We start from the raw sequence: 25,920 nt of genomic DNA, 5'->3' as shown, positions 1-25,920 counted from the left end.
GGCCCGCTTTCGCGTGTGTGGTTGTAGGCTGGCCCTAACGATCGTTCAGTCGGGCCAGCGGAGGACAGTGGTGGAAGGTCTGGAGCATCTGCGGAAGCGGATCCAGGCGGGCGGCGCGGAGAAGTACCACGCGGCGAACGCCGCGAAGGGCAAGCTCTTCGCCCGCGAGCGGGTGGCGCTCCTCGTCGACGAGGGCAGCTTCACCGAGGACGGCATGTATGCCAACGCGCTCGCCGACGGCCTGCCCGCCGACGGCGTCGTCACCGGCACGGCGACGGTCGACGGCCGCCCGGTGTGCCTGATGGCCAACGACTCGACGGTGAAGGCCGGCTCCTGGGGCGCCCGGACCGTCGAGAAGATCATCCGGATCATCGAGCGGGCGTACGCGACAGGTACGCCGATGGTGTATCTCGTCGACTCCGCCGGAGCCCGGATCACCGACCAGGTCGACCTGTTCCCCGGTCGCCGCGGCGCGGGCAAGATCTTCTACAACCAGGTCAAGGCGAGCGGCTCGATCCCCCAGGCCTGCGCGCTGTTCGGCCCGTCGGCTGCCGGTGGCGCCTACATCCCGGCCTTCTGCGACGTGGTCGCGATGGTCGACGGCAACGCCTCCATGTACCTGGGCTCCGACCGCATGGTCGAGATGGTGACCGGGGAGAAGACGACGCTGGAGGCGATGGGCGGTGCCTCGGTGCACTGCAAGGAGTCCGGCGTCGGCCACTTCCTCTGCAAGTCGGAGGAGGAGGCGATCGAGGCCATCCGCCGGTACCTGTCGTACCTCCCGTCCAACTGGACCCAGCAGCCCCCGGCCGCCGAGGCAGCCGAATCCTCCGGTGTGGACCTCGCCGCGATGGTGCCGCCGAGCGAGCGGCAGGCGTTCGACATGCGCCGGTACATCAAGGGGCTGGTCGACGAGGGCTCGTTCTTCGAGATCCAGGCGCTGTGGGCCAGGGAACTGACGGTCGGCTTCGCCCGGCTCGACGGCCAGGTGATCGGCGTCGTCGCGAACAACTCGATGTTCAAGGGCGGCGTGCTGTTCGTCGACTCCGCGGACAAGGCGAGCCGGTTCGTGCAGCTGTGCGACGCGTTCAACGTGCCGCTGCTCTTCCTGTCGGACGTGCCGGGCTTCATGGTCGGCACGCAGGTCGAGAAGCAGGGCATCATCCGGCACGGCGCGAAGATGATCACCGCGATCAGCGAGGCCACCGTGCCGAAGATCTGCGTCGTGGTCCGCAAGGCGTACGGCGCCGGGCTCTACGCGATGGCGGGCCCGGGCTTCGAGCCCGAGGCCACGATCGCCCTGCCGACCGCGAAGATCGCCGTGATGGGAGCGGAAGCCGCGGTCAACGCGGTGTACGCCAACAAGATCGCGGCACTCCCGGCCGAGGAGCGCGAGGACTTCGTCGCCGCCAGGCGCGCGGAGTACGAAGAGGACATCGACATCGTCCGGCTCGCCAGCGAGCTGGTCATCGACTCCATCGTGGAGCCGGCCGACCTGCGGGCGGAGCTGATCCGCCGGTACGCGGCAGCCGCAGGCAAGGACCGTGCCTTCTCCCGCCGCCGCCACGGCGTGACCCCCGTCTGAGACGCCCCAAAGGACACAGCGACATGGTTGACTTCAAGCTCAGCGACGAGCACGAGGCGCTCCGCCAGACCGTCCGCGAGTTCGCGGCGAAGGAGATCGCGCCCGTCATCGGCGACTACTACGAGCGGCACGCCTTCCCCTACGAGATCATCGCGAAGATGGGCGAGATGGGGCTGTTCGGCCTGCCGTTCCCGGAGGAGTACGGCGGCATGGGCGGCGACTACTTCGCCCTCTGCCTGGCCCTGGAGGAGATCGCCCGGGTCGACTCCAGCGTGTCGATCACGCTGGAGGCCGCGATCAGCCTGGGCGCGATGCCGATCTACCGGTTCGGTACCGAGGAGCAGAAGAAGCAGTACCTCCCCGATCTGCTGTCCGGCCGCAAGCTGGCAGCCTTCGGCCTCACCGAGCCGGGTACGGGCTCAGACGCCGGCGGCACGATGACCCGCGCGGAGCTGTCGGAGGACGGCACCGAGTGGATCATCAACGGCTCGAAGGCGTTCATCACCAACTCGGGTACCGACATCTCGACGCTGGTGACCGTCACGGCCGTGACCGGGATCAAGGAGAACGGCAAGAAGGAGATCTCCTCGATCATCGTCCCGCACGGCACGCCGGGCTTCACCGTCGCGCCCGGGTACTCGAAGGTCGGCTGGTGCGCCTCCGACACCCACGAGCTGACGTTCGACAACGTCCGGGTGCCGGTCGGCAACCTGGTCGGCGAGCAGGGCCGTGGCTACGCCCAGTTCCTCCGGATCCTCGACGAGGGCCGGATCGCGATCTCGGCGCTCGCGGTCGGCCTCGCCCAGGGCTGCGTGGACGAGTCGGTGAAGTACGCGAAGGAACGCCACGCCTTCGGCCAGCCCATCGCGAACTACCAGGCCGTCCAGTTCAAGATCGCGGACATGGAGCTGCGGGCCCACACCTCCCGCCTCGCCTACTACGACGCTGCGGCCCGCATGCTGGCCGGCGAGGACTTCAAGCGCCAGGCGGCCATCGCCAAGCTGTACTCGTCGGAAGCCGCCACCACCAGCGCCCGCGAGTGCGCCCAGATCCACGGTGGCTACGGCTTCATGAACGAGTTCCCGGCTGGCCGCTTCTACCGCGACGCCAAGATCCTGGAGATCGGCGAGGGCACCAGCGAGGTCCAGCGCATGCTCATCGCCCGCGACCTCCTCTCCTGACCGTTTGGACCCGCTGAGGACGAATCTGGACTGCGCCTCGGGGTTCGCCACGTACAACACCGGTACGTGGCGAACCCCGAGGCTTGCCAGATCCGCCCTCAGCGGGCCACTTCAGGTGCGATCCAAACCAAAGTTCACAAGCTTGTGGTGTACCTGCTAAGCCGCCCGCGCGGGGGTCTGCTCCCCGCGCGGGCTCAGCATTTCCGGAGGTGTTCGTCGAGGTAGGCCCGTACCGGGCCGAACAACGGGTAGGGGATGCACTCGGCCAGCCGGGTGCCGTCGCACCACTCGACCTCGGCGAGCTCCTCTTCGTCGGCGACGCGAGCCGTACCGGACAGCACTTCGCATGCCACATAGATCATCGTCCGGCCGGTAGCGAGGTGCGCCCGGTTACCCAGGGTCCCGATCGCCCGGACGATCAGGTCCGTTTCTTCGTGGGCTTCGCGGACTGCCGCGTCGGTGCCGGTCTCCCCTGGTTCGACTTCGCCGGCTGGGAACTGCCACGACAGCTGCCCTTCCCGTTGTTTCCTGCGGACCAGCAGAACCCGCCCGTCCGAGACGACGACGGCCGCCGCGATCGGCATCCGCGTCACGAACCGGTTCGCTCGATCTCGGTGAGCATCAGCCGGAGCGACTGGCTGTGCTTCTCGGCTGGCAGCTTGGCCAGGGCGGCGCGGGCGTAGGTCGCCCCGCCGGTCCGGTCACCCGTGCGAGCCAGCATCAGTCCTCTGTGGAGTTCGATGTGGGTCGCGAACCGGGGGAGTGTGGCCGGGCGGGTCGTGTCCGCTGTCTCCTGTGCCTTCACGGCCTGGGCCTCTGCTCCGACCCGGGAGAGCAGGAGGCTGCTGATCGTCGCCATGCGCCATTCCGGGATGGCGAAGTCCGAGATCTGTTCCTCGGAACCGCACTGGTCGAATACCCGCCGGGCGGTGTCCAGCGAGGACTGTGCTTCCTTGCGCTGCCCGCGCAGTCCCTGGACGTGGGCCTGCCCGAGCAGGGCGTTCAGGCGTCCCAGTGAGGGCTTGTCCGAGAGTTGCAACGCGTGTTCGGCGAGCTGGCTCGCGACGTTGAGAGCAGCGCCTTCGTAGGCCAGTGCCAGCGCGGCCCGGCCCCGCGTCCATACCTGTACGGATTCGTCGCCGGACCGGTCAGCGGCCTTCCCTGCGAGTGCGTACCAGGAGATGGCCTCAGCCGGTTCCTTCGTTGTCTTGCCGTACACGGTCATGGCGCGGGCGGCCAGGCCCCACAGGTGCGGGCTTTCCACGTGCTGCTGGAGCACGACCAGGTCCCCGGCGAGCTTGGCCTGCAACTCGCTCGCTCCGAGAACCATGTAGTCGTGGCCGTACCCGGCGACCTGCCGCTCCCAGTCATCGGGCGAACCCCGCCCGTCGAGCGCCGAGGTGAACCCGTGCCGGATCAGCTCAGACGCGGCACCCGGTCCGATCAGCCCGGCGGCCAGGCCGGTCAGTACTCCGCGGCGGTCCAACACATCTCCCAGTACGCGCTCGTAGGCCAGCACGACATCGGTGGTCACTCGCTTCGCGCCGGTCTCGACGTTGCCGAGGTGGCTGCGGCTGTAGCCGGCCCGGCGAGCCATCCCGGCCAGGCTGAGCCCGGCCTCCTCGCGAGCCCTGCGCAGCGATGCGCCATCCATGTCAGCCATCGGGATCAAGTGTTGATCACCAACCCGCCCAATGCCAGAGAAAGAAGCACGAAGAAGACAGCTGGGTGCTTCAGTGATCGTGGCTGACCAGTGACTCTGTGTCTAGAGCGTCCCCCGTCCGGTCGGGTAGGCAGGAATCGAGTGCCAGCGCTGCCGACAGCCCCTGGCCGCTGAACGGTCACGACAGAGGCACCGGGCTGGGGCTCGCTCATCCACAGCAGAGCCTGCTTACAGGTACTCCTCGATCAGTGGGTGGATCTGGTCGGACCGGTAGCCGGAGTTGCCGCCCGAGGTGCCGAGGCAGGTGGCGCCGAGGGCGTGGAGGGCGATGACCTTGTGGGAGTTGCGGGACAGTACCGGGCTGCCTGACGAGCCGCCGAGCGTGTCGCACGTGTAGTGGAGCCGGGTCGCCGACCGGCCGCCGATCTCGCAGCGGTTCCCGCCGAGCTGGTCGTCGTGGATCGCGAGCTGCTTGGGCCGCCCGGCCGGGTGCTGGGGGATGTAGACGGGTTCGCCGACGTCGGCGGCCCCGGTGGCGAGTTCGAGGTATCCGAAGTGGGCGATGGTGCCGGGGTCGCTCACCCGGTACAAGGTGAAGTCGGGGTTTGTCCTGGTGGTGAGGATCCCGGCGGGACGCACCTTGATCACCTGTTCGGTGTCGACGGTCGTGCTGTCGCACGTGCCGCACTGGTAGTTGAACTGGACCTCGACGCCCTGGGCCTGGTCTTCCGTCGAGAAGCAGTGGTTGTTGGTGAGCATCCGGTCGCCCTCGCCGATCCGCCAGGCCGTGCAGACGAAGACGCCTTCCGGCCGGACCATGCGGAGCCGGGCGACGGCCTTGCTGTGCTCGTAGGTCCACGGATGGGACTTCGCGTAGCAGGTGACGTTGCGGAAGTCCTCGTCGCCGCAGAGCTTCTCGCCGGGACGGAAGCCGCGTGCCGTGCGCACGATCCGGGCTGAGCTGGAGGTCAGGAGCATGGTGTCGCCCTCGACTGAGTAGGTCCAGCCGGAGGCGGTGTAGGTCCGGCGTTGCCTGCCGGTCGCGTCGGTGACCTCGACCGAGCTGCCGGGTGGCACGAGGAGCTGGGCGATGACGTACTGGCTGCCCGGGTAGTGCAGCGTCACCGGCGGCCCGGCGAGCTGCTGCGCGGCCGCCGCGACGACCCCGTCCTGAGTGGCCTGCGGCTGACCGGCCGCTGCGGTACCGGCCGGTACGAGAAGGGCGCTGAGCAGCAGCGCGGACACGAGAACCTTCACGATCACCTCCATACACGTGATTCCGGCAAATCTATCCAAAGGAGATCATTCGTGTACCGGAACAGCGAACCGGCATCCGGCCGTGCCGCACTTGTCCTATACCTGACGAGGGGTTTCCCGTGCTGCTGAGGTGTGCTTTAGTGCCGGGGTGTCAGCAGGCCTCGGGTACAAGTTCCGGTACGTCGTTCTCGCCATCTGGGCGGTGGTCGCCGTGCTCGGTGGCGTACTCGGCGGCGGGGTCTTCGACCGGCTGGGCGAGACGCCGACCCTGAGCCCGCGGGCCGAGTCGAAGCAGGCCGGGGACCGGCTGCACCAGCTCGTGCCCGACGGCCCGGTGATGATCGCGGTCGTCAAGGGCCGGGACGTGTACGACAAGGCGCTCGTCGACCAGGTCTCCGGCATCGTCGAGCAGGTCCGCAAGCTCGGCCCGGTCGCCAAGGTCGACGACCTGTACTCCTCGCCCGGCGGCCAGGTCAGCGGGGACAAACTGGCGATGACCATCCGGGTGAAGCTGGTCGACGGCCTGTCCGAGGACGAGCGGCACGGCGCCGAGGACCAGGTGAAGACGCTGCTGCACCAGATCAGCGCGCCGGAGGTACTGGTCGGCGGCAAGGAGCTGACCGAGCGGGCGTTCCAGGAGCAGGCGATGAGCGACCTGGCGATCGGCGAGGGCGTGGCCTTCGCGCTGCTGCTGGTCGCGCTCTTCGTGATCTTCGGTTCGGTACTCGGCGCGTCGATCCCGCTGGCCGTGGCCGTCGTGTCCATCCTCGTCAGCCTGCTGGCGTTGCGGCTGCTGGCCGGGGTGGCGCCGGTCAGCGAGTACACGGTCAACATCGTGACGCTGCTCGGGCTGGGCCTGGCCGTGGACTACTCGCTGCTGATCGTCGCCCGCTTCCGGGAGGACGGCCGGTCGGCCCGCCGGACCATCGTGATCTCCGGCCTGACGGTCGCCGCGTCCCTCCTCGGCCTGCTGTTCTTCGACGAGCCGCTGCTCGTGTCGATGGCGCTCGGCGGCTGTGTCGTCGTGCTGGTCTCGGCGGCCGTGGCGGTGACGCTCGTGCCCGCGATCCTCGCCGTCGCCGGTCACCGGCTCAAACCGGCCAAGGTCAGCGATCGGCTGCTGCCGAAACTGGCCGGCTTCGCGCAGCGCAACGCCGGCCAGGTCACACTGTGGACGGTGCTGGGGCTCGCGCTCCTCAGCGTCCCGTTCCTCGGCGTCGACCTCCAGAATTCCGACGCGCGTGCCCTCCCGGCCAGCCAGGAGGCCCGGCGCTCCTACGACGCGTACCAGAAGATGACGGGCTCGGCGGCCCGGCCGCTGGACGTGATCGTGGAGGCCGACGACGCGACGCCGCAGGTCCGCGATTACATGAACAAGCTGCTGCGGCTGCCCGGCGCGCATCGGCTCGCGCTCGACTCCGACGCGCCGGAAGGCACGACGATCATCCAGCTCACCCCCAAGGGCGAGACCACGGGGGCACAGGCACGCGATCTCGTCACGGCCGTGCGGGAAGTGCCAACCCCCTTCCTGGTACGCGTGGGCGGAGAGGCCGCCGAGGTCGTCGACTACCGGTCCTCGGTCGCCAAGCGCCTGCCCATCGCGGTCCTCGCCGTGCTGCTGGCCACGTTCGCGCTGCTCTTCTGGCTGACCCGCTCCCTCGTCGTCCCGCTCAAGGCGCTGGTCTTCAACCTGCTCACGGCCGGGGCGAGCTTCGGGCTGCTCAGCCTGCTGTTCGGGACGCTCGACCTGACCACGCCGGTACTGCTGTTCGTGTTCGTCTTCGGCCTGTCCACCGACTACGAGGTCTTCCTGCTCGCCAGGATCACCGAGGCCAGGCGGAACGGCCTGAGCGACGACCGGGCCGTGCTCGACGGCATCACCCGCACCGGCCGCGTCGTCACCGCCGCAGCGGTCTGCATCTGCCTCGTCTTCGCCGGCTTCGCCGCCGGGCAGCTGATCGCCGTCCGTGAGCTGGGTGTCGGCATGCTGCTCGCCGTGCTGATCGACGTCACGATCGTGCGCGGGCTCCTGCTTCCCGCCTCGATGACCGTCCTCGGCCGGTGGAACTGGTGGCCATCGACCACGCGGGCATCGTCCACACTGGAGGGTTCCCGGTGATCAGTTTCGCCGAACGGCTCCGCCTGCTGCGCCGCGCGTCCGGCCTGACCCAGAGCGAACTGGCCAGCCGGGCCGGCGTCGGCATCCGTACCCTCCGCGACCTCGAACGCGGCCACGTCGCCCGCCCGCAGCGCGCCACCGTCGAGCTGCTCGCCGACGCGCTGAACCTGAACGGGAACACCCGCGTCGAGTTCGACAACGCCGCCAGGGGTGTCGTCACCCCGCCCGGTGACGGCGCGATCCGCAACCTCCCGCCGGCCCCGCAGCTCATCGGCCGGGACCTGATCCTCGCCGAGCTCGGCGACCTGCTGCCGGACGCCGAGCTGATCACGCTGGTCGGCGTGGCCGGCGTGGGCAAGACGAGCCTCGCGGTCGCCCTCGCGCACGAGGTCGCGTCCCGGTACCCGGGCGGCGTCGTCGCGGTGCCGGTCACCGACGCGGCCGGGGAGACCGACCTGCTCGGCGCGATCGCCGCGGCGTTCCAGGTGGTGCGGATAGAGGGACTGATCGACCACCTGCGTACCCAGCCAGCCCTCATCGTCGTCGACGCGATCGAGCGCTCCCCCGCCGCCGTGGCCGGCGCGCTGTCGCAGCTGCGGGCCAGCCTGCCCGGGCTGCACGTCATCGCGACCGGCAGGCACCCGATCGGCATCGAGGGCGAGTACCAGCGCACACTGCTCCCCCTCGACGCCACAGCCGGCGCGACACTGTTCCTCGACCGGCTCCGCCGCGTCCGCGCGCACGAGGTCTCCGACGACGAACGCGACGCACTGTCCGAACTGGTCGAACGCCTCGGCGGCCTGCCGCTCGCCCTCGAACTGGCCGCGGCGCGGGGCCGGGTGCTGAGCGTGGTGGAGATCCTGTCCAGGTACGGCGGCCGCGTGCTGGACCTCGGTGCCGGCCTCCGCGCGGCCGTCGCCTCCAGCTACCAGCTGCTCGACGAGACCGAACGCAAGGTGCTCCGGCTCCTGTCGACCTTCGCGAGCCGCTGGTCGATGGAACTGGCCGAGTCCCTCGCGGAAGAGGACATCGTCCCGAGCGTCGACCGGCTCGTCTCTCTCGGGCTCGTGACGCTGCTGCCCGGTGCCGAGCTGCGGTTCCACCTGCTCGACGTCGTACGCGACTACGCTGCCGAGCGCACCGGCCCCGAGGAACTCGCAGCGCTCCGTGCCCGGCACGCGGCGCTCGTCGCCGACCAGGTCGCGGTGATCTCGGCCGCGCTGACCGGGGCCGGCCAGAAGCAGGCGATCGCCAGACTCTCCGAGATCTACAGCGAGATCCGCTACGCCCTCGTCTGGGGCTCCGAGCACGACCCGGCGGCAGCCCTGCGGATCGCCGCCCGGCTCCCCCGGTACTGGCGGGCCCGTGGCCGCAGCGAGGAGGGCGAGCAGCTGCTCCGCGCGCTCATGGCCGACCCGGCAGCCACCACAGTGGAACCACTGACGAAGGCCTGGGCGATCCTCGGTGTCGTGATGCTGGCCCACGAGCCGGGCCGGATCGGCGCGCAGGATCCGGAGGACTCGGGGCTGCACGTGCTCGACGAGGCCATCGCGCTCTTCGCCACGGCAGGGGACAGCTCCGGCGAGCTTCAGGCCCACGGGATGGCCGCCGGGCTCTGCCAGGCCCTCGGCGACTACGAGACCGGCCTGCGGCACGCTCAGGGCGCGGTCGCCGTCGCCCAGCGCAGCGGACGGCCACGGGACATGGTCGTCGCCCAGAACAACCTGATCTGGCACGACATCCGGGTCGGCGACCTCACGGCAGCCCGGCACCGGCTGGAGGTCGCGGAACGGCTCGCCCGGCAGATCGAGGACACCCGGCTGACCGTGGTCGTCCGGCTCAACCTGGCCGAGGTGGCCAGGCTGGACTGCCGGTACGCCGACGCGGTCATGGTGGCCCGCCAGGCCATGCCGCTCCTGGTCGAGCTGGGCGAGCCCGGGCTGCACCTGCGGCTGCTGTGCACGGCAGCCCACGCCTACGCCCAGGACGCGCGGCTCGACGACGCGACCGCGATCCTGGCCGACCTGCGGGCCCGGCCCGGCTACGAGAAGAACCGAGCCGTCCGGGGCCTGTGTACCGCGATCGAGGCCAGCGTCGCCCTGGCCCGCGGCGACCGGCGCGGGGCGGCGGAACGCTTCGCGAAGGCGGTCGAGCAGCTGACCGAGCAGCACGACGCCCGCGACGCCCTCGAAGCCCTGGTCGGCCTCGCGGTCAGCACGGACGACTCGGCGGAACGCTCTGACGCGCTGGCCAGGCTCGACCGGCTCCGCGCCCGGCAGGGCATGAGCCTGATGCCACGGGAGCAGAAGCTCCTGGCCGGACTTCTGTGAAAGTCGGCTAGCCGACCAGGTCAGCGCACGCAGCCCCGGAAAGCGGCAGAACGTGCGGCAGAACTGCCGCCTGACGCACGGTGACCAGCAACTTAACCGGCGAATCCGGCAAACCACCCGGCTAGTGTCCGGGGCAGGGCAAGCACATGGGGCCGGGCGGCCGAGCGCTGGGGGCTTCACTCGCCGACCGGAATGCCCGCTGGCTGGTCCTGGAGACGGCTTGGGGGCATCTCCAGGGCCAGCCGGAGCTTCCGGGCCATCCCCGATCCCCGTAGGGATGTGCTGGTACCTGTGGTCTCGGGTCAGGCCCGTCAGCCGACTGGTGGCTCTTCTCGCGAGCCGACGGGGTGGTGCTGGGCCGAAGCCGGAGAAACCTAGTAGCCGAACTCCGCGGTCAGTACCGCGCGGGCGATGGTGTGCCTGCGGATACTCCCGCCGACCTGGGCGGCCGGCGCGTCCGGATCGAGATCCAGGCGAGCGGTGTCCAGGGCGTGCACCGCGAACACGTACCGGTGTGCTGGTCCGTGCGGCGGATTCGGGCCGCCGTAACCGTACTCGGCATAGTCATTGCGGGATGTCACCGCCCCGGCAGGTAGCGCGGCTCCGGCCGCGAGCGAGGTGACATCGGCCGGCAGGTTGAACACCAGCCAGTGCCACCAGCCGCTGCCGGTCGGCGCGTCCGGGTCGAAGCAGGTGACGGCGAAGCTCAGCGTCTGGGCCGGGTAGCCGGACCAGGACAGCTGCGGCGAGACGTTGCCCCGGTCGTAGACCTGCTCGTCGGCCACCCGGCCGCCGTCGGCCATCGACTCGCTGGTCAGCGCGAAGGCCGGGACGGGCGGCAGGTAGTCGTACGGGATCGGTGCGCGCATGTGTATGTGTTACCACCAGCGGATGATCAGAGCTGGGGCGGCCCCGCCTCCAGCCGGGCCACGCTCGCCGCGTAGACCTCGTCCTTCGCCAGGCCCCAGTTGGCCTCCAGCCACCAGGTCGCCCCGGCCTCGGCCCACGGCCGGACCTCGTCGGCTGCGGCCTGCTGGTCATCGGCGGGTGTGAAGCCCTCCATGACGACGTCGTACCCGTCGAGGCTCCCGCCCCGCTCCCTGCGCAGCCACTCCACGGCCTTCGCGAACTCCGGCACCGGCGGCCTGCCGCCCTCGGTGTGCTCCACATCGGACTTCGGGATGTAGTTGGGCAGCCAGCCGTCCCAGCGGGCCGAGCGGCGCATCGACTGTGGACGCGGCCAGGCCCCGACGACCCAGACCGGCACGCGCGGGCGCTGGACCGGCGGCGCCGGTACGAAGAAGTCTGTTTCCGAGACCTGGTAGTGCTCGCCCTGATAGCTGAACGGCTGCCCTGACCACAGGCCAGCCAGGATGTCCAGGCCCTCGTCGAGCTTGCCGGCCCTGACCCGGCGGCCCTCGTCGCGCTCGAAGGCCCGCCAGCCCTCGTGGACGGCGCCCAGCCCGACGGACAGGATCACCCGGCCTCCGGACAGGTTGTCGAGAGTGGACACCTGACCGGCCAGCTCCCACGGCCGCCTGCGCGGCAGTGGAGTGAGCATCGTGCCGAGCCTGATGCGCTCGGTGCGCATCGCGGCCGCGGTGAGCGCCACCCAGGCGTCCACACCCCACACCGGCTCCCAGACGAAGAAACCGTCCCATCCGGACTGTTCGGCGATCACCGCCAGCTCCGCGGCCTGGCGCGCGTCACCATAAGGCAGAACGAATCCATATCGCATGGCCGGACCGTAGCCCGAGGGTGTGACAATCACTGGGTGGATCACGAGAACACCCCCGATATCCGGGTCTCCGACGCGGACCGGTCTGCTGTCGCGGAACGGCTGCGGATCGCGCTGTCGGAGGGCCGGCTGGATCTGAACGAGTACGAGCGGCGGTTCGACCTGAGCCTGCGCGCGGTTGTCCAGAGCGAACTCGTGCCGCTGACCGCCGACCTGCCGGCCCCGGTCGTGAGCGCAGAGGTCGCCCGCAAGGAGAGCGACCGCAAGGCCTGGATGAACGAGTGGCGTACCTGGGCTGGCACCGCCGTCATCCTCACCGCGATCTGGGGCGTGTCGAGCTTCGCGTCCGGCGAGTTCCGGTACTTCTGGCCGATCTGGCCGCTCGGCATCTGGGGCGCCTGGATCCTGGCCGCCGCGATCATGCCGGGCAGCGACAAGGACCACGGGCGGAAGAAGAAGAGGTAGCGCTGTGAGCTGGGAAGAGGTCACGATCGGCAGGTCGGGTGCTGCCGTCGCGCGTTCCCGTGGCGTCTACCGCAAGACCGCCGACCCCGACGACCGGGCCGTCGACCTGGTCGCGGAGGGCTCCCGGCTGGCCTGGCTGCGCGGGCAGGGCATCCCGGCGCCCGAGGTGCTGGACTGCCGCCCCGGCCTGCTGGTCACCGCCGAGGTGCCTGGCAGGTCGGCCGCCGAGCCCTGGCCTGCCGAGCTGCGCCCGAAGGTGATCGACGCGCTGGCGGAGGTGCTGGTCCGGCTGCACGCGCTGCCGGTCGCCGGGTGCCCGTACGACCGGACGCTCGCGGTGACCATCCCCGAGGCGCTCGGCAACGAGGTCGACCTCGAAGACCTCGACGCCGAACGCTCGGGCTGGACCCGGGACCAGCTGGTGGCCGAGCTGCTCAGGACAAGGCCGGGTACCGAGGATCTCGTCGTCACGCACGGCGACCTCTGCGTCCCGAACGTCCTGTTCGACCCGGAGACGTGTGAGGTGACCGGGCTGATCGACGTGGAACGGCTCGGAGTCGGCGACCGCTGGATCGACCTCGCGATCTGTACCCGCTCGCTGACCAGCGACATGAACGCGCAGTGGGGGCCGGAGCTGGCCGCCCGCTTCCTCAGCCGGTACGGCGCGGAGCCGGACCCGGGCAGGATCGCCTTCTTCCGGCTCCTCGACGAGTTCTGCTGACCGGAGACTAAGAGCCTGCGGTCGCTCCCGGGTGCACCTCGTCGCGGATGATCCGCAGGGTGCCGAGGAACTCGTCCAGCCGCTCGGGGCTGAGCAGCCCGGTGAACCAGCGGTCTATCACCTTCACGCTGTCGGCGGCCAGGCTGTCGATCAGCTCGGCGCCCGCTGCCGTGATCTTCGCGTACGAGCTGCGCCGGTCGGTGGGGCAGGGCTCCCGTTCGACGAGGCCCTGCTGCTCCAGCCGGTCGACGAGCCGGGTGACGCCGCTGGTGGACAGGGTGGTCTGCGTGGCCAGGTCCGACAGCCGCAGCCGGGAGCCGGGGCTGCGTACCAACCGGATCAGCACGCTGAACTCTGGCGCGGACAGCCCGTTGGGGCTCGCCTGGCCCAGCCGGATGGCCAGGCCGTTGTGCACCTCGGTCAGCAGGCCGAATGCGGTGATCCTCGGGTCCTCGTACGCCTTCATGTGACAACCCTATCAGTCAGTAGTTGACATCGGGATAGTTGCGTGGGGTATATTTGCGTCGTCAACAAAACCTGAAAGGAACGAGCCATGACCTCCATCGTCACCCGTGAGTTCAACGGCGTTGCCATCCCGGCGGCCGGCACCTTCGCCCTCGATGTCGCGCACAGCCGGGTCGGCTTCCTCGCGCGCCACATGATGGTGAGCAAGGTGCGCGGCTCGTTCGGCGAGTTCGCCGGGGAGATCACCGTCGGGGAGAACCCGCTCGACTCCGCCGTGAACGTCACGATCCAGGCGGCCAGCTTCACCACCGGCAACGCCGACCGTGACGCGCACGTCAAGGCCGGCGACTTCCTCGACATCGAGAACCACCCGGTCGTGACCTTCGCCTCCAAGGCGGTCAAGGACGTCGACGGCAACGAGTTCGTCCTGGTCGGTGACCTGACCATCCGTGGCGTGACCCGCGAGGTCGAGCTGGCCGTCGAGTTCGAGGGCCTCGCGAAGAGCCCGTGGGGCCAGGAGGTCGCCGGCTTCTCTGCGAGCACCGAGATCGACCGCGAGGACTTCGGCATGACCTTCAACGCCGCGCTGGAGACCGGCGGCGTGCTGGTCGGCAAGAAGATCAAGATCGAGATCGAGGCCGAGGCCATCCGCCAGGCGTAGATCTCCGCAGGACCAGACTCTGCCGCGAGGGGCCGTGCCGTGAGGTGCGGCCCCTCGGCATTGACAAACATCACTATTCTGTACCGGGGACCGCGCACGCGACCGCCCCTAGTGCTGGTTTCCGGCGCTCGACCGGTCACGCTCCACAGTGTCCGAACTGGTTTCCGGGTGTGCCGATCTGTCCGATGAGTGACATGAGTGAATACGCTATGCGATTGGGTACTAGCCGTGGGTGCCCGGTACCCCTAACCTAGGAAGCTCACCGCCGCGAACGACCATCCAGGAGAGTCGATGGGCAGGGACGTCCAGCAGCGTGAGTTCACCCATGAGGACCGCCAGCGGTACCGGCAGAAGGTGAGGCGCTGCCTCGATGTCTTCGCGCTGATGCTCGACGAGCTGCGGTTCGACTCCGATCACCCGCTCACCGGGCTGGAGATCGAGTTGAACATTGTTGACGGCGCTGCGGCCCCGGCGATGAAGAACGCCGAGATCCTCACGTACATGGCCAGCCCGCTGCTCCAGACCGAGCTCGGCCAGTTCAACCTGGAGATCAACGTGCCGCCCCGGCTGATCGGGGCTGACGGCCTCTCGGCGTACGAGAACGGGCTGAAGACCACCCTCGCCCAGCTCGGCGACCGCGCGGCCAAGGCAGACGCCGGGATCGCGCTGATCGGCATCCTGCCGACCCTGGGGCCCGAGCACATGATCGAGGACAACCTCTCGGCCAACCCGAGGTACCGCCTGCTGAACAGCCAGATCATGGCCGAGCGCGGCGAGTACATGGAGATCGACATCCGGGGGGCGGAGCGGTTCTCCGCCGACATGGACTCGATCGCGCCCGAGGCGGCGTGCACGAGCATCCAGTTCCACCTCCAGGTGTCGCCGGAGCAGTTCCCGGCCTACTGGAACGCCTCGCAGGCCATCGTCGCCGCCCAGATCGCGGTCGGGGCCAACTCGCCGTTCGCCTTCGGTAAGCGGCTGTGGTCCGAGACGAGGATCGCGCTGTTCACGCAGGCCACGGACGTGCGTCCGGAGGAGCTCAAGGTCCAGGGCGTCCGGCCGCGCGTGTGGTTCGGCGAGCGCTGGATCACCTCGATCTTCGATCTCTTCGAGGAGAACGTCCGCTACTTCCCGCCGCTGCTCCCCCTCCTCGACGACGAGGACCCGCTGGAGGTGCTGCGCGGCGGCGGCGTGCCGACCCTCGGCGAGCTGCGCCTCCACAACGGCACCGTGTACCGGTGGAACCGGCCGGTCTACGACGTCATGGGCGGCCGCCCGCACCTGCGCGTCGAGAACCGTGTCCTCCCGGCAGGCCCGACGGTCGTCGACATGATGGCCAACGCGGCTTTCTACTACGGCCTCGTCCGCGCGCTCGCGGAGGAAGACCGTCCGGTGTGGACCAAGCTGCCCTTCACTGCGGCCGAGGCCAACTTCTACTCGGCGGCCCGGCGCGGGATCGACGCCGTCGGCCAGTGGCCGGGCGAGTCGGAGCTGAAGTTCACCGACCTGATCCTCGACCGGCTGCTGCCGCTGGCGTACGAGGGCCTCGACCGGTTCGGCGTGGAGCCCGAGATCCGCGACCGGCTGCTCGGCATCATCGAGCGCCGGTGCGCCCTGCGCCGCACGGGAGCGACCTGGCAGACCGTGATGGTGGCCAAGCTGGAGAAGTCGGGCCTGACCAGGCCGGACGCGCTCCGCGAGATGCTGGTCCGGTACCGGAGGCACTCGGTCACGAACGCCCCGGTGCACACCTGGCCGCTCGACTGATCCGGGTAGCCGGCCGGTTTTGGCATATCGAGGTCTACCGCTGAGTAACCCCAGTCCCTACTCTCGGGTAATGGCGATTGTGTACGAACGGCGGGGCGCCGGCAGCCCGCTCGTCCTCCTGCACGGCATCGGGCACCACTGGCAGGCCTGGGCTCCCGTGCTCGACGGGCTCGCGGCCCGGCACGACGTGATCGCCATCGACCTGCCCGGCTTCGGGGCCTCGGCCGGCATCGACCGGTACGAGATGAGTCATGTGGTCGGCAGGCTCGCCGAGTTCTTCACGGAACTCGGCGTCGAGCGGCCGCACGTGGCCGGCAACTCGCTCGGCGGGGCGCTCGCCCTCGAACTCGCCGCCGCGGGCCACGTCGCGAGCGCGACCGCGCTGGACCCGGCGGGCTTCTGGAGCAGGCTCGAGTTCGGGTACACGGCTGGCGTGCTCGTCGGCTACCGGATGCTGAGCTTCGCGCCGCGTGCGCTGATCCGGCGGACGCTGCGCACCGCGCGACTGCGCCGGATCAGCTCGGCGCTGTTCTACGGCAGGCCGGGCCAGCTCGACCCGGAGGTGCTGTTCAGCGACATGATGGCGCTGCGGAGCGGCCGGGCCTTCACACGCGTGGCCAGGGCCGGGATCGGATACCAGTTCACGGGGAGCCCGGCGAGCCCTGTGACGGTCGCCTGGGGGACGAAGGACCGGATCCTGCGCCCCCGTCAGGCCGACCGTGCCCGCGAGCGGCTGCCCGAGGCGAGGCACGTCTGGCTGCCGGGCTGCGGCCACCTGCCGATGTACGACGACCCGGAACTGGTGACCCGCACGATCCTGGAGACCACCGGAGCGGTCACCAGGACCTGAGGGCTCAGCCGACGTCGATTCCCGGCTTCTGGGTGGGGCCGTCGGTGAAGTTACGGACGATCCACGGGCCGGAGTGCGTCGCGACGCGCATGGCGCGCCGGGCCTGACCCGGTGTCGGATAGCCCCGGCCCCGGGTCGCGGGTACCAGGACTGCGAACGCGGCGATGACGAGCAGGATGCCAGCCCCGATCAGGGCATCGACGAATGTCATGCCCCTACGGTACCCGGGGCAGGCGTCCTCTGTGGTGGGTGACGCGGTGTACCCGGATCTGCACGTTCTCCTCGGTGACCGCGATGCGCGGAGCCAGCCACGGCACCTTGATCCGCACGCACGGGCCGGGCTCACCAGCCGGAGGGCCCGGCCTCGGTACCGGCTGGACGACGGGCGGGGGCTTCACGACCGGCGGCGACTGGACCGGCACGACCTCGGGCCGCCGGGACGGCCAGGTGGCCGGGAGGGCTGGCGCTGCTGGTACCGGGGAAGCCACCGGCTGTGGCGGAGGTGCCGGGGCCCGGGGCGGAGCGGGCGGAGGTGCGGCCGGGACGGGCTGGGCCTCGCGGGCGGGCGGCGACGGCTGCCGGGTACCAGAGGTACCAGCCGGGGCTGTGGGCTCCACGGTCACCACGACCGGCCCGGTCGGCAGCACGGCGATCTGCGGTAGCGACACGCTCGGCCTGCTGCCCTGGTTCAGGGAGGCCTCGCCGGCGCTGAACTGGACGGCGGCGGCAAACGACGCCACGACCACGAGCCCGGCGAGTGGCCGGATCTTCATCCCCAAGCCTCCCTAGCATCCCCCGGACAACCAGGATGCCCGAATGACTGGCGCCAAGGCGAGACCCGCCGCCGGGCGAGTCTTCGTGAACACCGCGCTGCGGGTACCAAGGATGAAACGGTCACCCAGGCAGGAAGCGAATTGCCGGCCGCGAGCGTTGCCGATTCGAGACCTTGAGATTTTGCGGCTTTTGCCGACGTAAGTTGGATTCGAACCGTGAGTCACCGGCGAGTCTGGCCAAACCACCGATCCCGTGAGTGTGGCCGCTCTCACCGGTCATGCGATGCTGGACAGCGACGGCACAGGTGTTCGTGACCGCACTACCGTGCGGAAGGGGAACTCCCGGTGCCGGCGCTCCCGCGACTAGGCCCCGGACCCGGGGCGGATGCCGCACAGTTTCGTCATGCTCCGGCGCGTCACCCCTGCGCTGGCGCACCTCGATGAGGGAGAAGGGAAACCGCATGGCCGAGAAGGCCAAGGCCAAGGCCAAGACCGGCAGCCGCAGCAAGACCGGCGGCCAGCCCGAGTACGTCCAGCTGCTCACCCCCGAAGGCGACCGCGTCGAGCATCCCGAGTATTCGGTCAGCTTCACCGACGACGAGCTCCGGAGCCTCTACCGCGACCTGGTCACCGTCCGCCGACTGGACGCCGAGGCCACCGCCCTCCAGCGCCAGGGCGAGCTGGGGCTGTGGGCAGGGCTGCTCGGCCAGGAGGCCGCCCAGGTCGGCGCGGGCCGCGCACTGCGCCCGCAGGACATGGCATTCCCGACGTACCGGGAGCACGGCGTCCTCTACACCCGTGGCATCGACCCGATCATGCCGTTCGGCCTGTTCCGGGGCGTCGACCAGGGTGCGTGGGACCCGAACGAGTTCAAGTTCAACATGTACACGATCGTGATCGGCGCCCAGACGCTGCACGCCGCCGGGTACGCGATGGGCATCCAGAACGACGGCGCCGTCGGCGACGACAACGGCGAGGCCGTGATCGCGTTCTTCGGTGACGGCGCGAGCAGCCAGGGCGACGTGAACGAGTCGATGGTGTTCGCCGCCGCGTACAACTCGCCGATCGTGTTCTTCTGCCAGAACAACCAGTACGCCATCTCCGAGCCCGTGGCCCGCCAGACCCGCGTCCCGCTGTACCAGCGCGCGCAGGGCTTCGGCTTCCCCGGCATCCGGGTGGACGGCAACGACGTGCTGGCCGTCTACGCCGTGACCAAGGCGGCGATGGACAACGCCCGGCGCGGCAACGGCCCGACGATGATCGAGGCCTACACGTACCGGATGGCCCCGCACACCACCTCCGACGACCCGACCCGCTACCGGCAGTCCGCCGAGGTCGAGGAGTGGAAGGCGAAGGACCCGATCGCCCGGCTCGGCGCGTACCTCAACAATCAGGGCCTGGCGGACGAGACGTTCCTCGCCGACGTCGAGAAGCAGGCCGGCGTCGAGGCCGTGAGCCTGCGCGAGCGGGTGCTCTCCCTGCCGAACCCGGCACCGGAGTCCATGTTCGACCACGTCTACGCGGGTGGCTCGCACCACCTGGACGCGCAGCGCGCGGAGTTCGTCGCGTACGAGGCAACGTTCGAGGGAGGTGCCCACTGATGGCCGCTGAAACGCTGACCCTGGCCAAGGCCCTCAACAACGGGCTTCGCAAGGCGATGGAGGACGACCCGAAGGTCGTGCTCATGGGTGAGGACATCGGCAAGCTCGGCGGTGTCTTCCGGATCACCGACGGTCTCCAGAAGGACTTCGGCGAGAACCGGGTCATCGACACCCCGCTCGCGGAGTCCGGCATCGTCGGCACCGCGATCGGCCTGGCCATCCGTGGCTACCGGCCGGTGGTGGAGATCCAGTTCGACGGGTTCGTGTACCCGGCGTACGACCAGATCGTCTCCCAGCTCGCCAAGATGCACTACCGCTCGCGCGGCAAGCTGAAGCTGCCGGTCGTCATCCGGATCCCGTTCGGCGGCGGCATCGGCGCGGTCGAGCACCACTCGGAGTCCCCGGAGGCGTACTTCGCGCACACCGCGGGCCTCAAGGTCGTCTCCTGCTCGAACCCGGCCGACGCGTACTGGATGATCCAGGAAGCGATCGCCAGCGACGACCCGATCGTCTTCATGGAGCCCAAGCGGCGCTACTACGAGAAGGCCTCGGTCGACCTGTCGGTCAAGCCGGGCAGCCTCTTCACGTCCGCCGTGCTCCGTGAGGGCTCGGACGCGACGATCGTGGCCTACGGCCCGATGGTCAAGGTCGCGCTGGAGTCCGCCGCGGCAGCGGAGGAGGACGGCCGCTCGATCGAGGTGATCGACATGCGCAGCCTGTCCCCGGTGGACTACGCGCCGATCTTCGCCTCGGTCCGCAAGACCGGCCGCCTGGTCGTCGTGCACGAGGCCTCCAAGAACCTCGGCATCGGCGCGGAGGTCTCCGCCCGGGTCACCGAGGAGTGCTTCTACTCCCTGGAGGCCCCGGTCCAGCGGGTCACCGGCTACGACATCCCCTACCCGGCCTCCCGGGTCGAGGAGGAGTTCCTGCCGGACCTCGACCGGGTCCTGGACGCCGTCGACAAGTCCTTCGGGTGGTGAGCATGTCGCGGATCAAGCAGTTCAAGCTCCCCGACCTCGGCGAGGGCCTCACCGAGGGCGAGATCCTGCAGTGGCTGGTCAAGGTCGGCGACCACGTCGAGCTCAACCAGCCGATCGTCGAGGTCGAGACGGCCAAGGCCGCCGTCGAGATCCCCTCGCCGTACATCGGCGTCGTGACGAAGCTGTTCTTCGAGCCGAACACGACGGTCGAGGTCGGCGCGCCGATCATCGAGTACGACACCGACCCGACGGCCGGTGAGCTGCCGGCCTCGCCGGTCGAGACCCCGGCTGCCGCTCCGGCCTCGGCCGAGGCGCCGAAGCGCGAGGCGAACCTGGTCGGCTACGGCCCCCGCCAGGGCACGGCGACCCGCCGGGCCCGCAAGGGCGGTGCCCCGGCTCCGGTCGTCGCTGCCCCCGCTCCGGCTCCGGTCGTCGCTGCTCCGGCTCCCGTCGTGGTGGCAGAGCCCGTGGCCCCGGTCGCGGCGCACGTGCTGGCGAAGCCGCCGGTACGCAAGCTCGCCAAGGACCTCGGCGTCTCGCTGGCCGGCCTCGTCGGTACCGGCCCGCAGGGCTCGATCACCCGCGAGGACGTGCACGCGGCCGTGGCGGCCCCGGCGGCTGCCGCGCCGGTCCGCGTCGTCACGACCGGTGGCGAGACCCGCATCCCGATCAAGGGTGTGCGGAAGCTGACCGCCGCGAACATGGTGCAGTCGGCGTTCACCGCGCCGCACGTCACCGAGTTCCTGACGATCGACGTGACCCGTGGCGTCAAGGCCCTCGACAGGCTGAAGGCGAAGCGCGAGTGGCGTGACGTGCGGATCTCCCCGCTGCTGCTGGTGATGAAGGCGGCCACCGCCGCCCTCAAGCGGCACCCGATGGTGAACTCGTCCTGGGACGAGGCCGCTCAGGAGATCGTGGTCAAGGACTACGTGAACCTGGGCATCGCCGCCGCCACCCCGCGCGGGCTGATCGTGCCGAACATCAAGGACGCCGGCTCGCTGTCGTTCCGTGAGCTGGCCGACGCGCTCACCACGCTGGTCGGCACGGCACGCGACGGCAAGACGTCCCCGGCCGACATGACCGGCGGCACGTTCACGATCACCAACGTCGGCGTCTACGGCGTCGACACCGGTACCCCGATCCTGCCTCCGGGCGAGTCCGCGATCCTCGCGTTCGGCGCGATCCGCGAGCAGGCCTGGGTACACAAGGGCAAGGTCAAGCCGCGTCAGGTCACGACGCTGGGCCTGTCGTTCGACCACCGGATCATCGATGGCGAGCTGGGCTCGAAGTTCCTGGCCGACATCGGCGCGTTCCTCGAGGACCCAGAAACCGCTCTCCTCGGCTGGTAGGTAGTGCCGACCCGCTGAGAACGAATCTGGACTGCGCATCAGGGCTTCCCACGTACAACACCGGTACGAGGGAAGCCCTGATGCTTGCCAGATCCGCCCTCAGCGGGCCACCGCGCGTTAGATCAAGAACCAAGATCAAGATCATTTGTGGGTACCCGGGTGAGCCGCCCGCCCGAGTAGTGTCGCCGGATGGCTATCCCGGAGTTCGTGCTCGCCCTGCGGGCGAAAGTTGGTCGTGATCCGCTGCCGTTGCCGGGTGTGACGGCGGTGGTGCTCGACGACGATGACCGGGTGCTGCTGGTCCGCCGGTCCGACAATGGCCAGTGGGCGCTGGTCACCGGGTGCCTGGAGCCGGGTGAGCAGCCCGCGGCCGGGGCGCTGCGCGAGATCGCCGAGGAGACGGCCGTCGAGGCTGTCGTGGAGAGCCTGCTCGGCGTGGAGGCACTCGACCTGGTGGTGTGCCCCAACGGCGACCAGGTCTACTGGCTCGACACGGCATTCCGTTGCCGGGCCGCTGGCGGTGCCGCGCGGGTCGGCGACGACGAGTCCCTGGAAGTCGCGTGGTTCGCGCCGGAGGCGATGCCCGAGCTGCCATCGCGTCATGCCCGGTACGTGGCTCTCGCCCTCGACCCGGAAGCCACACCCTGGTTCAAGTGACCGCGAAGCGCCGCCGCAGGCTCAACGAGCGAGGCCCGGTGGCAGTATCACCGCCACCCTGCCGTGTGTCTGCCGGCTCCACCCCGGCGGCTGGTAGTTGGCGCACGCGGTGACTGGTTCCACCATGCACACGATCGCGTCCATGCTCAGCGGGTCGGCCGCCGGGCGGCTGGCGACCATCGTCTGGAGCGCGTACCAGTCGCGGTCGCCCAGCAGCACCCACCACGGGTACTCCCACGAGTCGTTCGCCTGCGCCAGCCCGATCTTCCGTGCCCCGCCGACCGCACCGGCCGCCCAGCGGAAGTCGGCCTCCCACGCTGGCCGCCGGGCGAAGCGCTCGCCCATCTCGTCCAGTGTGAACAGTGACTGCGGCCCGGCCAGCCGGCGCGGCCAGCCGTACGCGACGGTCGCCCCGCCGACCAGCAGCATCACCGCCACCAGGGCAGCCGTGGTGCGCCGCCATCTCCGGGCGAGGGCTGCGAGGAGGAGACCGGCCAGCGGAGCGCCGAGGATCAGCAGGTACACGGTCAGCCTGTTGCCCCACATCTGCCACTTGAGCATGGAGACGTGCAGGAGGATCGCCCCGGCGAAGCAGGCGGGGTAGAGGTGGATCCGGCGGCGGAGGACGCAGTAGGCGAGGCCGGCCAGGATCAGCGCGGCCTGGAGGGGGTAGGAGGCGCGGTCCTCGTCCGGGTACCAGAGGGTCTGCGGGAAGGCCGGCCCGAAGTTCGCGGCCGGGTCGTTCATGCCCACTCCGAGCAGGCCCGCCACGCCCCGGACGGCTGCTGCGGCCAGCGGCCCGAGTACGGGAAGGTCGAAGATGCCCTGCCCGATCTTGAGCCCGTTCACCAGGATCGCGGCCGGGTCGTGGCGTTGCATGGTGACGGAGTCGCCCAGGTACTCCGGCCCGAGCGGGTTCCCCCACTCCGCGTAGATCCGCAGCAGGAACGGTGTGCACAGCGAGGCGGCCAGCCCGAGCAGCCCGCCCGTGGCCGCGACGGTCCACCACGGCCGCTCGCGTACCAGCCGGATTCCCCACCACAGCAGCAGCGGCGCGGCGGCGAACAGCGCGGTCATCTTGGTGACGGCGATCAGGCCGGTTGCCAGGCCCAGCAGTGGCGCGTCGGCCAGCCGGAAGTCGAGCAGGATCGTGGCCAGCGAGGCCACCCACAGGGCGGTGATCAGGTCGTTCTGCGTGCTGCTGGCCTCCAGGAGCACGATCGGCGCGCTGCCGGCCACGACGGCTGTGAGGAGCTGCGCTGTCCGGCCGCCGCCGAGTTGCAGGGTGATCCGGCTGGCGGCGAGCACGCACCCGACAGCCGCGAACCACTGCGGCAGGTTCAGCAGCGCGTCGCCTCCGCTGAGCACACGCAGGTGAAGCAGCACGTACTCCGCCCCGGGCGGGAACGTCACCTGCCTGTGGATCCGCACGGCGAACAGGTCCACAGTGCCCTGCCGCAGCCAGTGCTCGATCCTGGGCAGGTGGTAGGTCATGGAGTCGAAGTTGTTCGGCCGGTACCCGATCGCGAGCACGAACGTGCCGAGCGCGAGCGCCCCGAGCGCCCAGACCACAGGATGCCGCCAGTACACGACGATATTGATCTTCTGACGACGCCAGGCGAGCACGGCTGCCGCGATCACGATAGCCACCAGCCAAACCAGGCAAAACCCCAGAAGGCCTATCATCTTGTACCAGGAGAGCAGTTCGGTGCTGAGCACGGCGTAGCCACCCGTGATCACGGCCGCGCGCAGCAGCGCCAGCCGCACCGGAGCCTGCCGCCCCGGCCCGGGAAACGCGGCGGCCGCGATCAGCGGGTACGCGAGAAGCATCAGCAGTGCGGCCATGCCAGCCAACGCTAGCCCCTTTCGAAACCACTCTGTCGCCTGCGCGACACCTCCGATTCGTAGGCAGCGTGAGGGAGCACACCTTTGATTCGCTGGCGAAGAGGGGGTCTGAGGGAGTTAAATAGAGATACAACAAAGACGCGCTACGCAGAAGAGGCGAGTGAAGATGAGCAACCTCATGGACAAGTTCCGTAACCGGCGCGCCGCGCACCGGCGGGCTCGGGCCATCGAGCGTGCACTGCAGAACTGCCCGTCGCAGTCCCTCCGCGACGAGCTGCTGACCATCGCGAACCGCTACTAATCTCCCAGCCGGATCCCCGGCTCCACACTTCGCAAGCCCCGGCAGGCACAGCCCGCCGGGGCTTCGCAGTGTATAAAGCGAGGTATCCGGTTTCGCGATCTCGCAGCGTCCTGCTCTCGGCTACTGTCATCGGCGGACCTGCCGGTGCGACCGGACCGCCGACTCAAGGAGACTTTCATGACGTCCGAGGACCCCGCCTCGGCCAAGGCGCCGGCCGCGGACGAGCCCGCGACGGCCCCAGCCCAGCCGGTCACCCCCCAGCCTGCTGTGCCCGCGGCGTCCACTGAGGAACCGACAGCGGTGCAGCCGGCAGCGGTCCCGGCCCCCGCAGCGGAACCGGCGCCGGCGGCAGAGCCCGCGACCGAGGCGGTCGCAGCTGCCGAGCCCGTCACTGCCCCGGTCGCCGAGCCTGTCGCGGCGCCGGCCGCCGTCGAGCCGGCGACGGAATCTGCGTCTGCCGCCGCTCCGGCCCCGGCCGAGCCTGTCACGGAAGCGGTTGCCGAGCCGGTCACCGAGGTCGTTCCGGCTGCCCCCGCTGCCCCGGCAGTGTCCACAGAGCCCGTTGCTCCCGCGCCGGTACCGCCCGCTGCTCCGGCTCCGGTCGCTCCGGTTGTCGACGCTGCTGCTCCGGTGCCGCCGGTTGCTCCTGCTCCGCCGGTCGTTCCTGCGGCTCCTGCCGAGCCCGAGACCGTGACGTCTCAGGTCGCGATGCCTCCGACCCCGCCGCCGTACGTTCCGGCGCCGCCCGCTGCTCCGGTGACCCCGGCTCCGCAGGCCCCGGTCATGCAGCCTCCGGTCGAGGACGCCACTGCTGTCGTGCCCGCTCCGGCGATCCCCGCCGTGTACGGGACGCCGACAGCGCCCGTGCCGACCGGTCACGCCCAGGTGCCGCCGCCGGCTGGCCCGCCGGTGCCCCCGGTTCCGGTCACGCCGGAGGGTGGCGGGGCTTCGCTGCCGCCGTTCCCGGGTGCCGCTCCGGCGAAGAAGTCCCGCAAGGGCCTGATCATCGCGCTGCTGCTCGTCGCCGTCGTGCTGGCGGGCGTGGGCGCGGCCGGCATCGGGTACTTCGCCTTTGGCGGTAAGAAGTACGAGGTCGAGTCGTGCATCGTGCAGAAGGGCGAGAAGGCCGAGCCGTCGAGCTGTGACGCCAAGGGTGCCTACGTGATCACCAAGTCGGTGGACGCGCAGGACAAGTGCGACCCGCAGCAGCCGGTCGTCATCCTGGAGACCAAGAACAAGCCGGAGAAGGTGCTCTGCCTCAAGCCGGCCAAGAAGTAGGACGAGCGCGGCTCACACGGAAGCCCCGCCCCGGAGTACACTTGAGTTCTAGTGGTCGTCGCAACACCCCAGTTCAGGGGATGCGATGGATTTCGAGGTTCGTGAGGGTCGGGTGCCTCAGGGACGCAAGAAGCTGGTCGCGGAGCGGGAGGAATACTTCCGGCTCATGCAGCAGGGCTTCAGCGTTCGAGAGGCGTGCCGGATCGTCGGCGTCAACAGGCGGACCGGGCAGGAGTGGAGCAACGGGCGCCCGGAAGGACGGAAGAAGCCGTTTCGGCCGCCCGCGCATACCGCGCGGGCGGCCGCGCGTTTGCCGTCTCGGTCCGACCGGTAT

Annotated in this window: 24 protein-coding genes and 1 pseudogene; 16 read left to right on the top strand and 9 right to left on the bottom strand. The window is 70.0% G+C overall.

All coding sequences use genetic code 11. The features are described 5' to 3' along the window. Positions 1-70 precede the first annotated feature (70 nt). Together A3G1_RS0100125 and A3G1_RS0100120 are read left to right on the top strand one after the other, a co-directional pair. On the top strand, positions 71-1,585 hold the full coding sequence (locus tag A3G1_RS0100125; RefSeq protein ID WP_018347423.1) for an acyl-CoA carboxylase subunit beta: 1,515 nt from the start codon (positions 71-73) through the stop codon (positions 1,583-1,585). A gap of 23 nt (positions 1,586-1,608) precedes the next feature. Further along, positions 1,609-2,766: an acyl-CoA dehydrogenase family protein gene (locus tag A3G1_RS0100120; RefSeq protein WP_018347422.1), complete on the top strand. Its 1,158-nt coding sequence runs from the start codon at positions 1,609-1,611 to the stop codon at positions 2,764-2,766. A 194-nt stretch (positions 2,767-2,960) separates the two neighbouring features. Here A3G1_RS0100120 and A3G1_RS0100115 read toward each other — a convergent pair whose 3' ends face one another. From A3G1_RS0100115 to A3G1_RS37910, 3 genes are all read right to left on the bottom strand, one after another. Next, positions 2,961-3,350, bottom strand: a complete 390-nt coding sequence (locus A3G1_RS0100115) for an NUDIX hydrolase (RefSeq protein WP_040477244.1) — start codon at positions 3,348-3,350, stop codon at positions 2,961-2,963. A gap of 5 nt (positions 3,351-3,355) precedes the next feature. Then, positions 3,356-4,429: a helix-turn-helix transcriptional regulator gene (locus A3G1_RS0100110; protein ID WP_018347420.1), complete on the bottom strand. Its 1,074-nt coding sequence runs from the start codon at positions 4,427-4,429 to the stop codon at positions 3,356-3,358. Positions 4,430-4,657: 228 nt separating this feature from the next. Then, the gene (locus tag A3G1_RS37910; protein ID WP_157640776.1) at positions 4,658-5,686 is read right to left on the bottom strand and encodes a trypsin-like serine peptidase; all 1,029 of its coding nucleotides are present in this window, start codon (positions 5,684-5,686) and stop codon (positions 4,658-4,660) included. Positions 5,687-5,834: 148 nt separating this feature from the next. Between A3G1_RS37910 and A3G1_RS32365 the strand changes: the two genes are divergently transcribed. Both A3G1_RS32365 and A3G1_RS0100095 read left to right on the top strand, forming a co-directional pair. Next, positions 5,835-7,805, top strand: coding sequence for an MMPL family transporter (locus A3G1_RS32365; RefSeq protein ID WP_018347418.1), 1,971 nt, complete (start codon positions 5,835-5,837; stop codon positions 7,803-7,805). Beyond that, complete coding sequence (locus tag A3G1_RS0100095) at positions 7,748-10,135, top strand: ATP-binding protein (RefSeq protein ID WP_018347417.1); 2,388 nt, start codon at positions 7,748-7,750, stop codon at positions 10,133-10,135. The genes A3G1_RS32365 and A3G1_RS0100095 overlap by 58 nt, the downstream gene beginning before the upstream one ends. Positions 10,136-10,509: 374 nt before the next feature. Here the strand turns inward: A3G1_RS0100095 and A3G1_RS0100090 are convergent, their stop codons facing one another. Continuing rightward, positions 10,510-11,004, bottom strand: coding sequence for a YbhB/YbcL family Raf kinase inhibitor-like protein (locus tag A3G1_RS0100090; protein ID WP_018347416.1), 495 nt, complete (start codon positions 11,002-11,004; stop codon positions 10,510-10,512). Between the two features lie 26 nt (positions 11,005-11,030). Continuing rightward, a complete protein-coding gene (locus tag A3G1_RS0100085; protein ID WP_026211645.1) occupies positions 11,031-11,873 on the bottom strand; it encodes an LLM class flavin-dependent oxidoreductase in 843 nt (280 codons plus the stop codon). A 36-nt stretch (positions 11,874-11,909) separates the two neighbouring features. On the opposite strand from A3G1_RS0100085, the gene A3G1_RS0100080 reads away from it, so the two are divergent. Both A3G1_RS0100080 and A3G1_RS0100075 read left to right on the top strand, forming a co-directional pair. Further along, positions 11,910-12,338 (top strand): DUF1707 SHOCT-like domain-containing protein, encoded by a 429-nt coding sequence (locus tag A3G1_RS0100080; RefSeq protein ID WP_018347414.1) that lies wholly within the window; start codon positions 11,910-11,912, stop codon positions 12,336-12,338. A gap of 4 nt (positions 12,339-12,342) precedes the next feature. Next, a complete protein-coding gene (locus tag A3G1_RS0100075) occupies positions 12,343-13,059 on the top strand; it encodes an APH(3') family aminoglycoside O-phosphotransferase (RefSeq protein ID WP_018347413.1) in 717 nt (238 codons plus the stop codon). A gap of 7 nt (positions 13,060-13,066) precedes the next feature. On the opposite strand, the gene A3G1_RS0100070 is transcribed toward A3G1_RS0100075, so the two are convergent. Then, a complete protein-coding gene (locus A3G1_RS0100070) occupies positions 13,067-13,525 on the bottom strand; it encodes a MarR family winged helix-turn-helix transcriptional regulator (protein WP_018347412.1) in 459 nt (152 codons plus the stop codon). 87 nt (positions 13,526-13,612) lie between these two features. On the opposite strand from A3G1_RS0100070, the gene A3G1_RS0100065 reads away from it, so the two are divergent. The 3 genes from A3G1_RS0100065 (at position 13,613) to A3G1_RS0100055 (ending at position 16,802) form a co-directional block, all read left to right on the top strand. Beyond that, positions 13,613-14,185, top strand: coding sequence for a YceI family protein (locus A3G1_RS0100065; protein ID WP_018347411.1), 573 nt, complete (start codon positions 13,613-13,615; stop codon positions 14,183-14,185). Positions 14,186-14,476: 291 nt separating this feature from the next. Then, a complete protein-coding gene (locus A3G1_RS0100060) occupies positions 14,477-15,952 on the top strand; it encodes a glutamate-cysteine ligase family protein (protein WP_018347410.1) in 1,476 nt (491 codons plus the stop codon). Between the two features lie 70 nt (positions 15,953-16,022). Further along, positions 16,023-16,802 carry an alpha/beta fold hydrolase gene (locus A3G1_RS0100055; protein WP_018347409.1) on the top strand — a complete coding sequence of 260 codons (780 nt, stop codon included), beginning with the start codon at positions 16,023-16,025 and terminating at the stop codon, positions 16,800-16,802. A 4-nt stretch (positions 16,803-16,806) separates the two neighbouring features. Here A3G1_RS0100055 and A3G1_RS0100050 read toward each other — a convergent pair whose 3' ends face one another. Together A3G1_RS0100050 and A3G1_RS37905 are read right to left on the bottom strand one after the other, a co-directional pair. After that, positions 16,807-17,013, bottom strand: a complete 207-nt coding sequence (locus tag A3G1_RS0100050; RefSeq protein WP_018347408.1) for a hypothetical protein — start codon at positions 17,011-17,013, stop codon at positions 16,807-16,809. A 4-nt stretch (positions 17,014-17,017) separates the two neighbouring features. Beyond that, positions 17,018-17,575 carry a hypothetical protein gene (locus A3G1_RS37905; RefSeq protein ID WP_026211643.1) on the bottom strand — a complete coding sequence of 186 codons (558 nt, stop codon included), beginning with the start codon at positions 17,573-17,575 and terminating at the stop codon, positions 17,018-17,020. A gap of 461 nt (positions 17,576-18,036) precedes the next feature. Here A3G1_RS37905 and pdhA point away from each other — a divergent pair, with 461 nt between their 5' ends. From pdhA to A3G1_RS0100025, 4 genes are all read left to right on the top strand, one after another. Further along, a complete protein-coding gene (gene pdhA / locus A3G1_RS0100040) occupies positions 18,037-19,176 on the top strand; it encodes a pyruvate dehydrogenase (acetyl-transferring) E1 component subunit alpha (protein WP_018347407.1) in 1,140 nt (379 codons plus the stop codon). Beyond that, positions 19,176-20,156: an alpha-ketoacid dehydrogenase subunit beta gene (locus A3G1_RS0100035; RefSeq protein ID WP_018347406.1), complete on the top strand. Its 981-nt coding sequence runs from the start codon at positions 19,176-19,178 to the stop codon at positions 20,154-20,156. The genes pdhA and A3G1_RS0100035 overlap by 1 nt, the downstream gene beginning before the upstream one ends. A gap of 2 nt (positions 20,157-20,158) precedes the next feature. Then, positions 20,159-21,505, top strand: coding sequence for a dihydrolipoamide acetyltransferase family protein (locus tag A3G1_RS0100030; protein WP_026211641.1), 1,347 nt, complete (start codon positions 20,159-20,161; stop codon positions 21,503-21,505). A 189-nt stretch (positions 21,506-21,694) separates the two neighbouring features. Further along, entirely contained in the window at positions 21,695-22,162 is a 468-nt protein-coding gene (locus tag A3G1_RS0100025; protein WP_026211640.1) for an NUDIX hydrolase, read from the top strand. Positions 22,163-22,183: 21 nt separating this feature from the next. Here the strand turns inward: A3G1_RS0100025 and A3G1_RS32355 are convergent, their stop codons facing one another. After that, positions 22,184-24,007, bottom strand: coding sequence for a hypothetical protein (locus tag A3G1_RS32355; protein WP_018347403.1), 1,824 nt, complete (start codon positions 24,005-24,007; stop codon positions 22,184-22,186). Between the two features lie 166 nt (positions 24,008-24,173). Here A3G1_RS32355 and A3G1_RS42040 point away from each other — a divergent pair, with 166 nt between their 5' ends. The 3 genes and pseudogenes from A3G1_RS42040 to A3G1_RS41270 all read left to right on the top strand — a co-directional run. Beyond that, entirely contained in the window at positions 24,174-24,308 is a 135-nt protein-coding gene (locus A3G1_RS42040) for a hypothetical protein (protein WP_018347402.1), read from the top strand. Positions 24,309-24,485: 177 nt separating this feature from the next. After that, positions 24,486-25,586, top strand: a complete 1,101-nt coding sequence (locus A3G1_RS37900; RefSeq protein WP_018347401.1) for a hypothetical protein — start codon at positions 24,486-24,488, stop codon at positions 25,584-25,586. An 85-nt stretch (positions 25,587-25,671) separates the two neighbouring features. Then, positions 25,672-25,920 (top strand): annotated as a pseudogene (locus A3G1_RS41270) (IS30 family transposase); the annotation flags it as partial.

The sequence above is a fragment of the Longispora albida DSM 44784 genome, from assembly GCF_000379825.1.
In the GTDB taxonomy this organism is placed as follows: Bacteria; Actinomycetota; Actinomycetes; order Mycobacteriales; family Micromonosporaceae; genus Longispora; species Longispora albida.
Note: the sequence above shows the minus strand (reverse complement) of the source record. Positions and strands in the feature narration are given on the sequence as shown.

Coding starts and splice junctions, on each gene's coding strand:
- A3G1_RS0100025 (WP_026211640.1), top strand. CDS start 21,695: ATGGCTATCCCGGAGTTCGTGCTCGCCCTGCGGGCGAAAGTTGGTCGT.
- A3G1_RS37900 (WP_018347401.1), top strand. CDS start 24,486: ATGACGTCCGAGGACCCCGCCTCGGCCAAGGCGCCGGCCGCGGACGAG.
- A3G1_RS0100090 (WP_018347416.1), bottom strand. CDS start 11,004: ATGCGCGCACCGATCCCGTACGACTACCTGCCGCCCGTCCCGGCCTTC.
- A3G1_RS0100085 (WP_026211645.1), bottom strand. CDS start 11,873: ATGCGATATGGATTCGTTCTGCCTTATGGTGACGCGCGCCAGGCCGCG.
- A3G1_RS42040 (WP_018347402.1), top strand. CDS start 24,174: ATGAGCAACCTCATGGACAAGTTCCGTAACCGGCGCGCCGCGCACCGG.
- A3G1_RS0100060 (WP_018347410.1), top strand. CDS start 14,477: ATGGGCAGGGACGTCCAGCAGCGTGAGTTCACCCATGAGGACCGCCAG.
- A3G1_RS0100110 (WP_018347420.1), bottom strand. CDS start 4,429: ATGGCTGACATGGATGGCGCATCGCTGCGCAGGGCTCGCGAGGAGGCC.
- A3G1_RS37905 (WP_026211643.1), bottom strand. CDS start 17,575: ATGAAGATCCGGCCACTCGCCGGGCTCGTGGTCGTGGCGTCGTTTGCC.
- pdhA (WP_018347407.1), top strand. CDS start 18,037: ATGGCCGAGAAGGCCAAGGCCAAGGCCAAGACCGGCAGCCGCAGCAAG.
- A3G1_RS0100120 (WP_018347422.1), top strand. CDS start 1,609: ATGGTTGACTTCAAGCTCAGCGACGAGCACGAGGCGCTCCGCCAGACC.
- A3G1_RS0100055 (WP_018347409.1), top strand. CDS start 16,023: ATGGCGATTGTGTACGAACGGCGGGGCGCCGGCAGCCCGCTCGTCCTC.
- A3G1_RS0100050 (WP_018347408.1), bottom strand. CDS start 17,013: ATGACATTCGTCGATGCCCTGATCGGGGCTGGCATCCTGCTCGTCATC.
- A3G1_RS0100115 (WP_040477244.1), bottom strand. CDS start 3,350: ATGCCGATCGCGGCGGCCGTCGTCGTCTCGGACGGGCGGGTTCTGCTG.
- A3G1_RS0100030 (WP_026211641.1), top strand. CDS start 20,159: ATGTCGCGGATCAAGCAGTTCAAGCTCCCCGACCTCGGCGAGGGCCTC.
- A3G1_RS0100070 (WP_018347412.1), bottom strand. CDS start 13,525: ATGAAGGCGTACGAGGACCCGAGGATCACCGCATTCGGCCTGCTGACC.
- A3G1_RS0100035 (WP_018347406.1), top strand. CDS start 19,176: ATGGCCGCTGAAACGCTGACCCTGGCCAAGGCCCTCAACAACGGGCTT.
- A3G1_RS0100065 (WP_018347411.1), top strand. CDS start 13,613: ATGACCTCCATCGTCACCCGTGAGTTCAACGGCGTTGCCATCCCGGCG.
- A3G1_RS32355 (WP_018347403.1), bottom strand. CDS start 24,007: ATGGCCGCACTGCTGATGCTTCTCGCGTACCCGCTGATCGCGGCCGCC.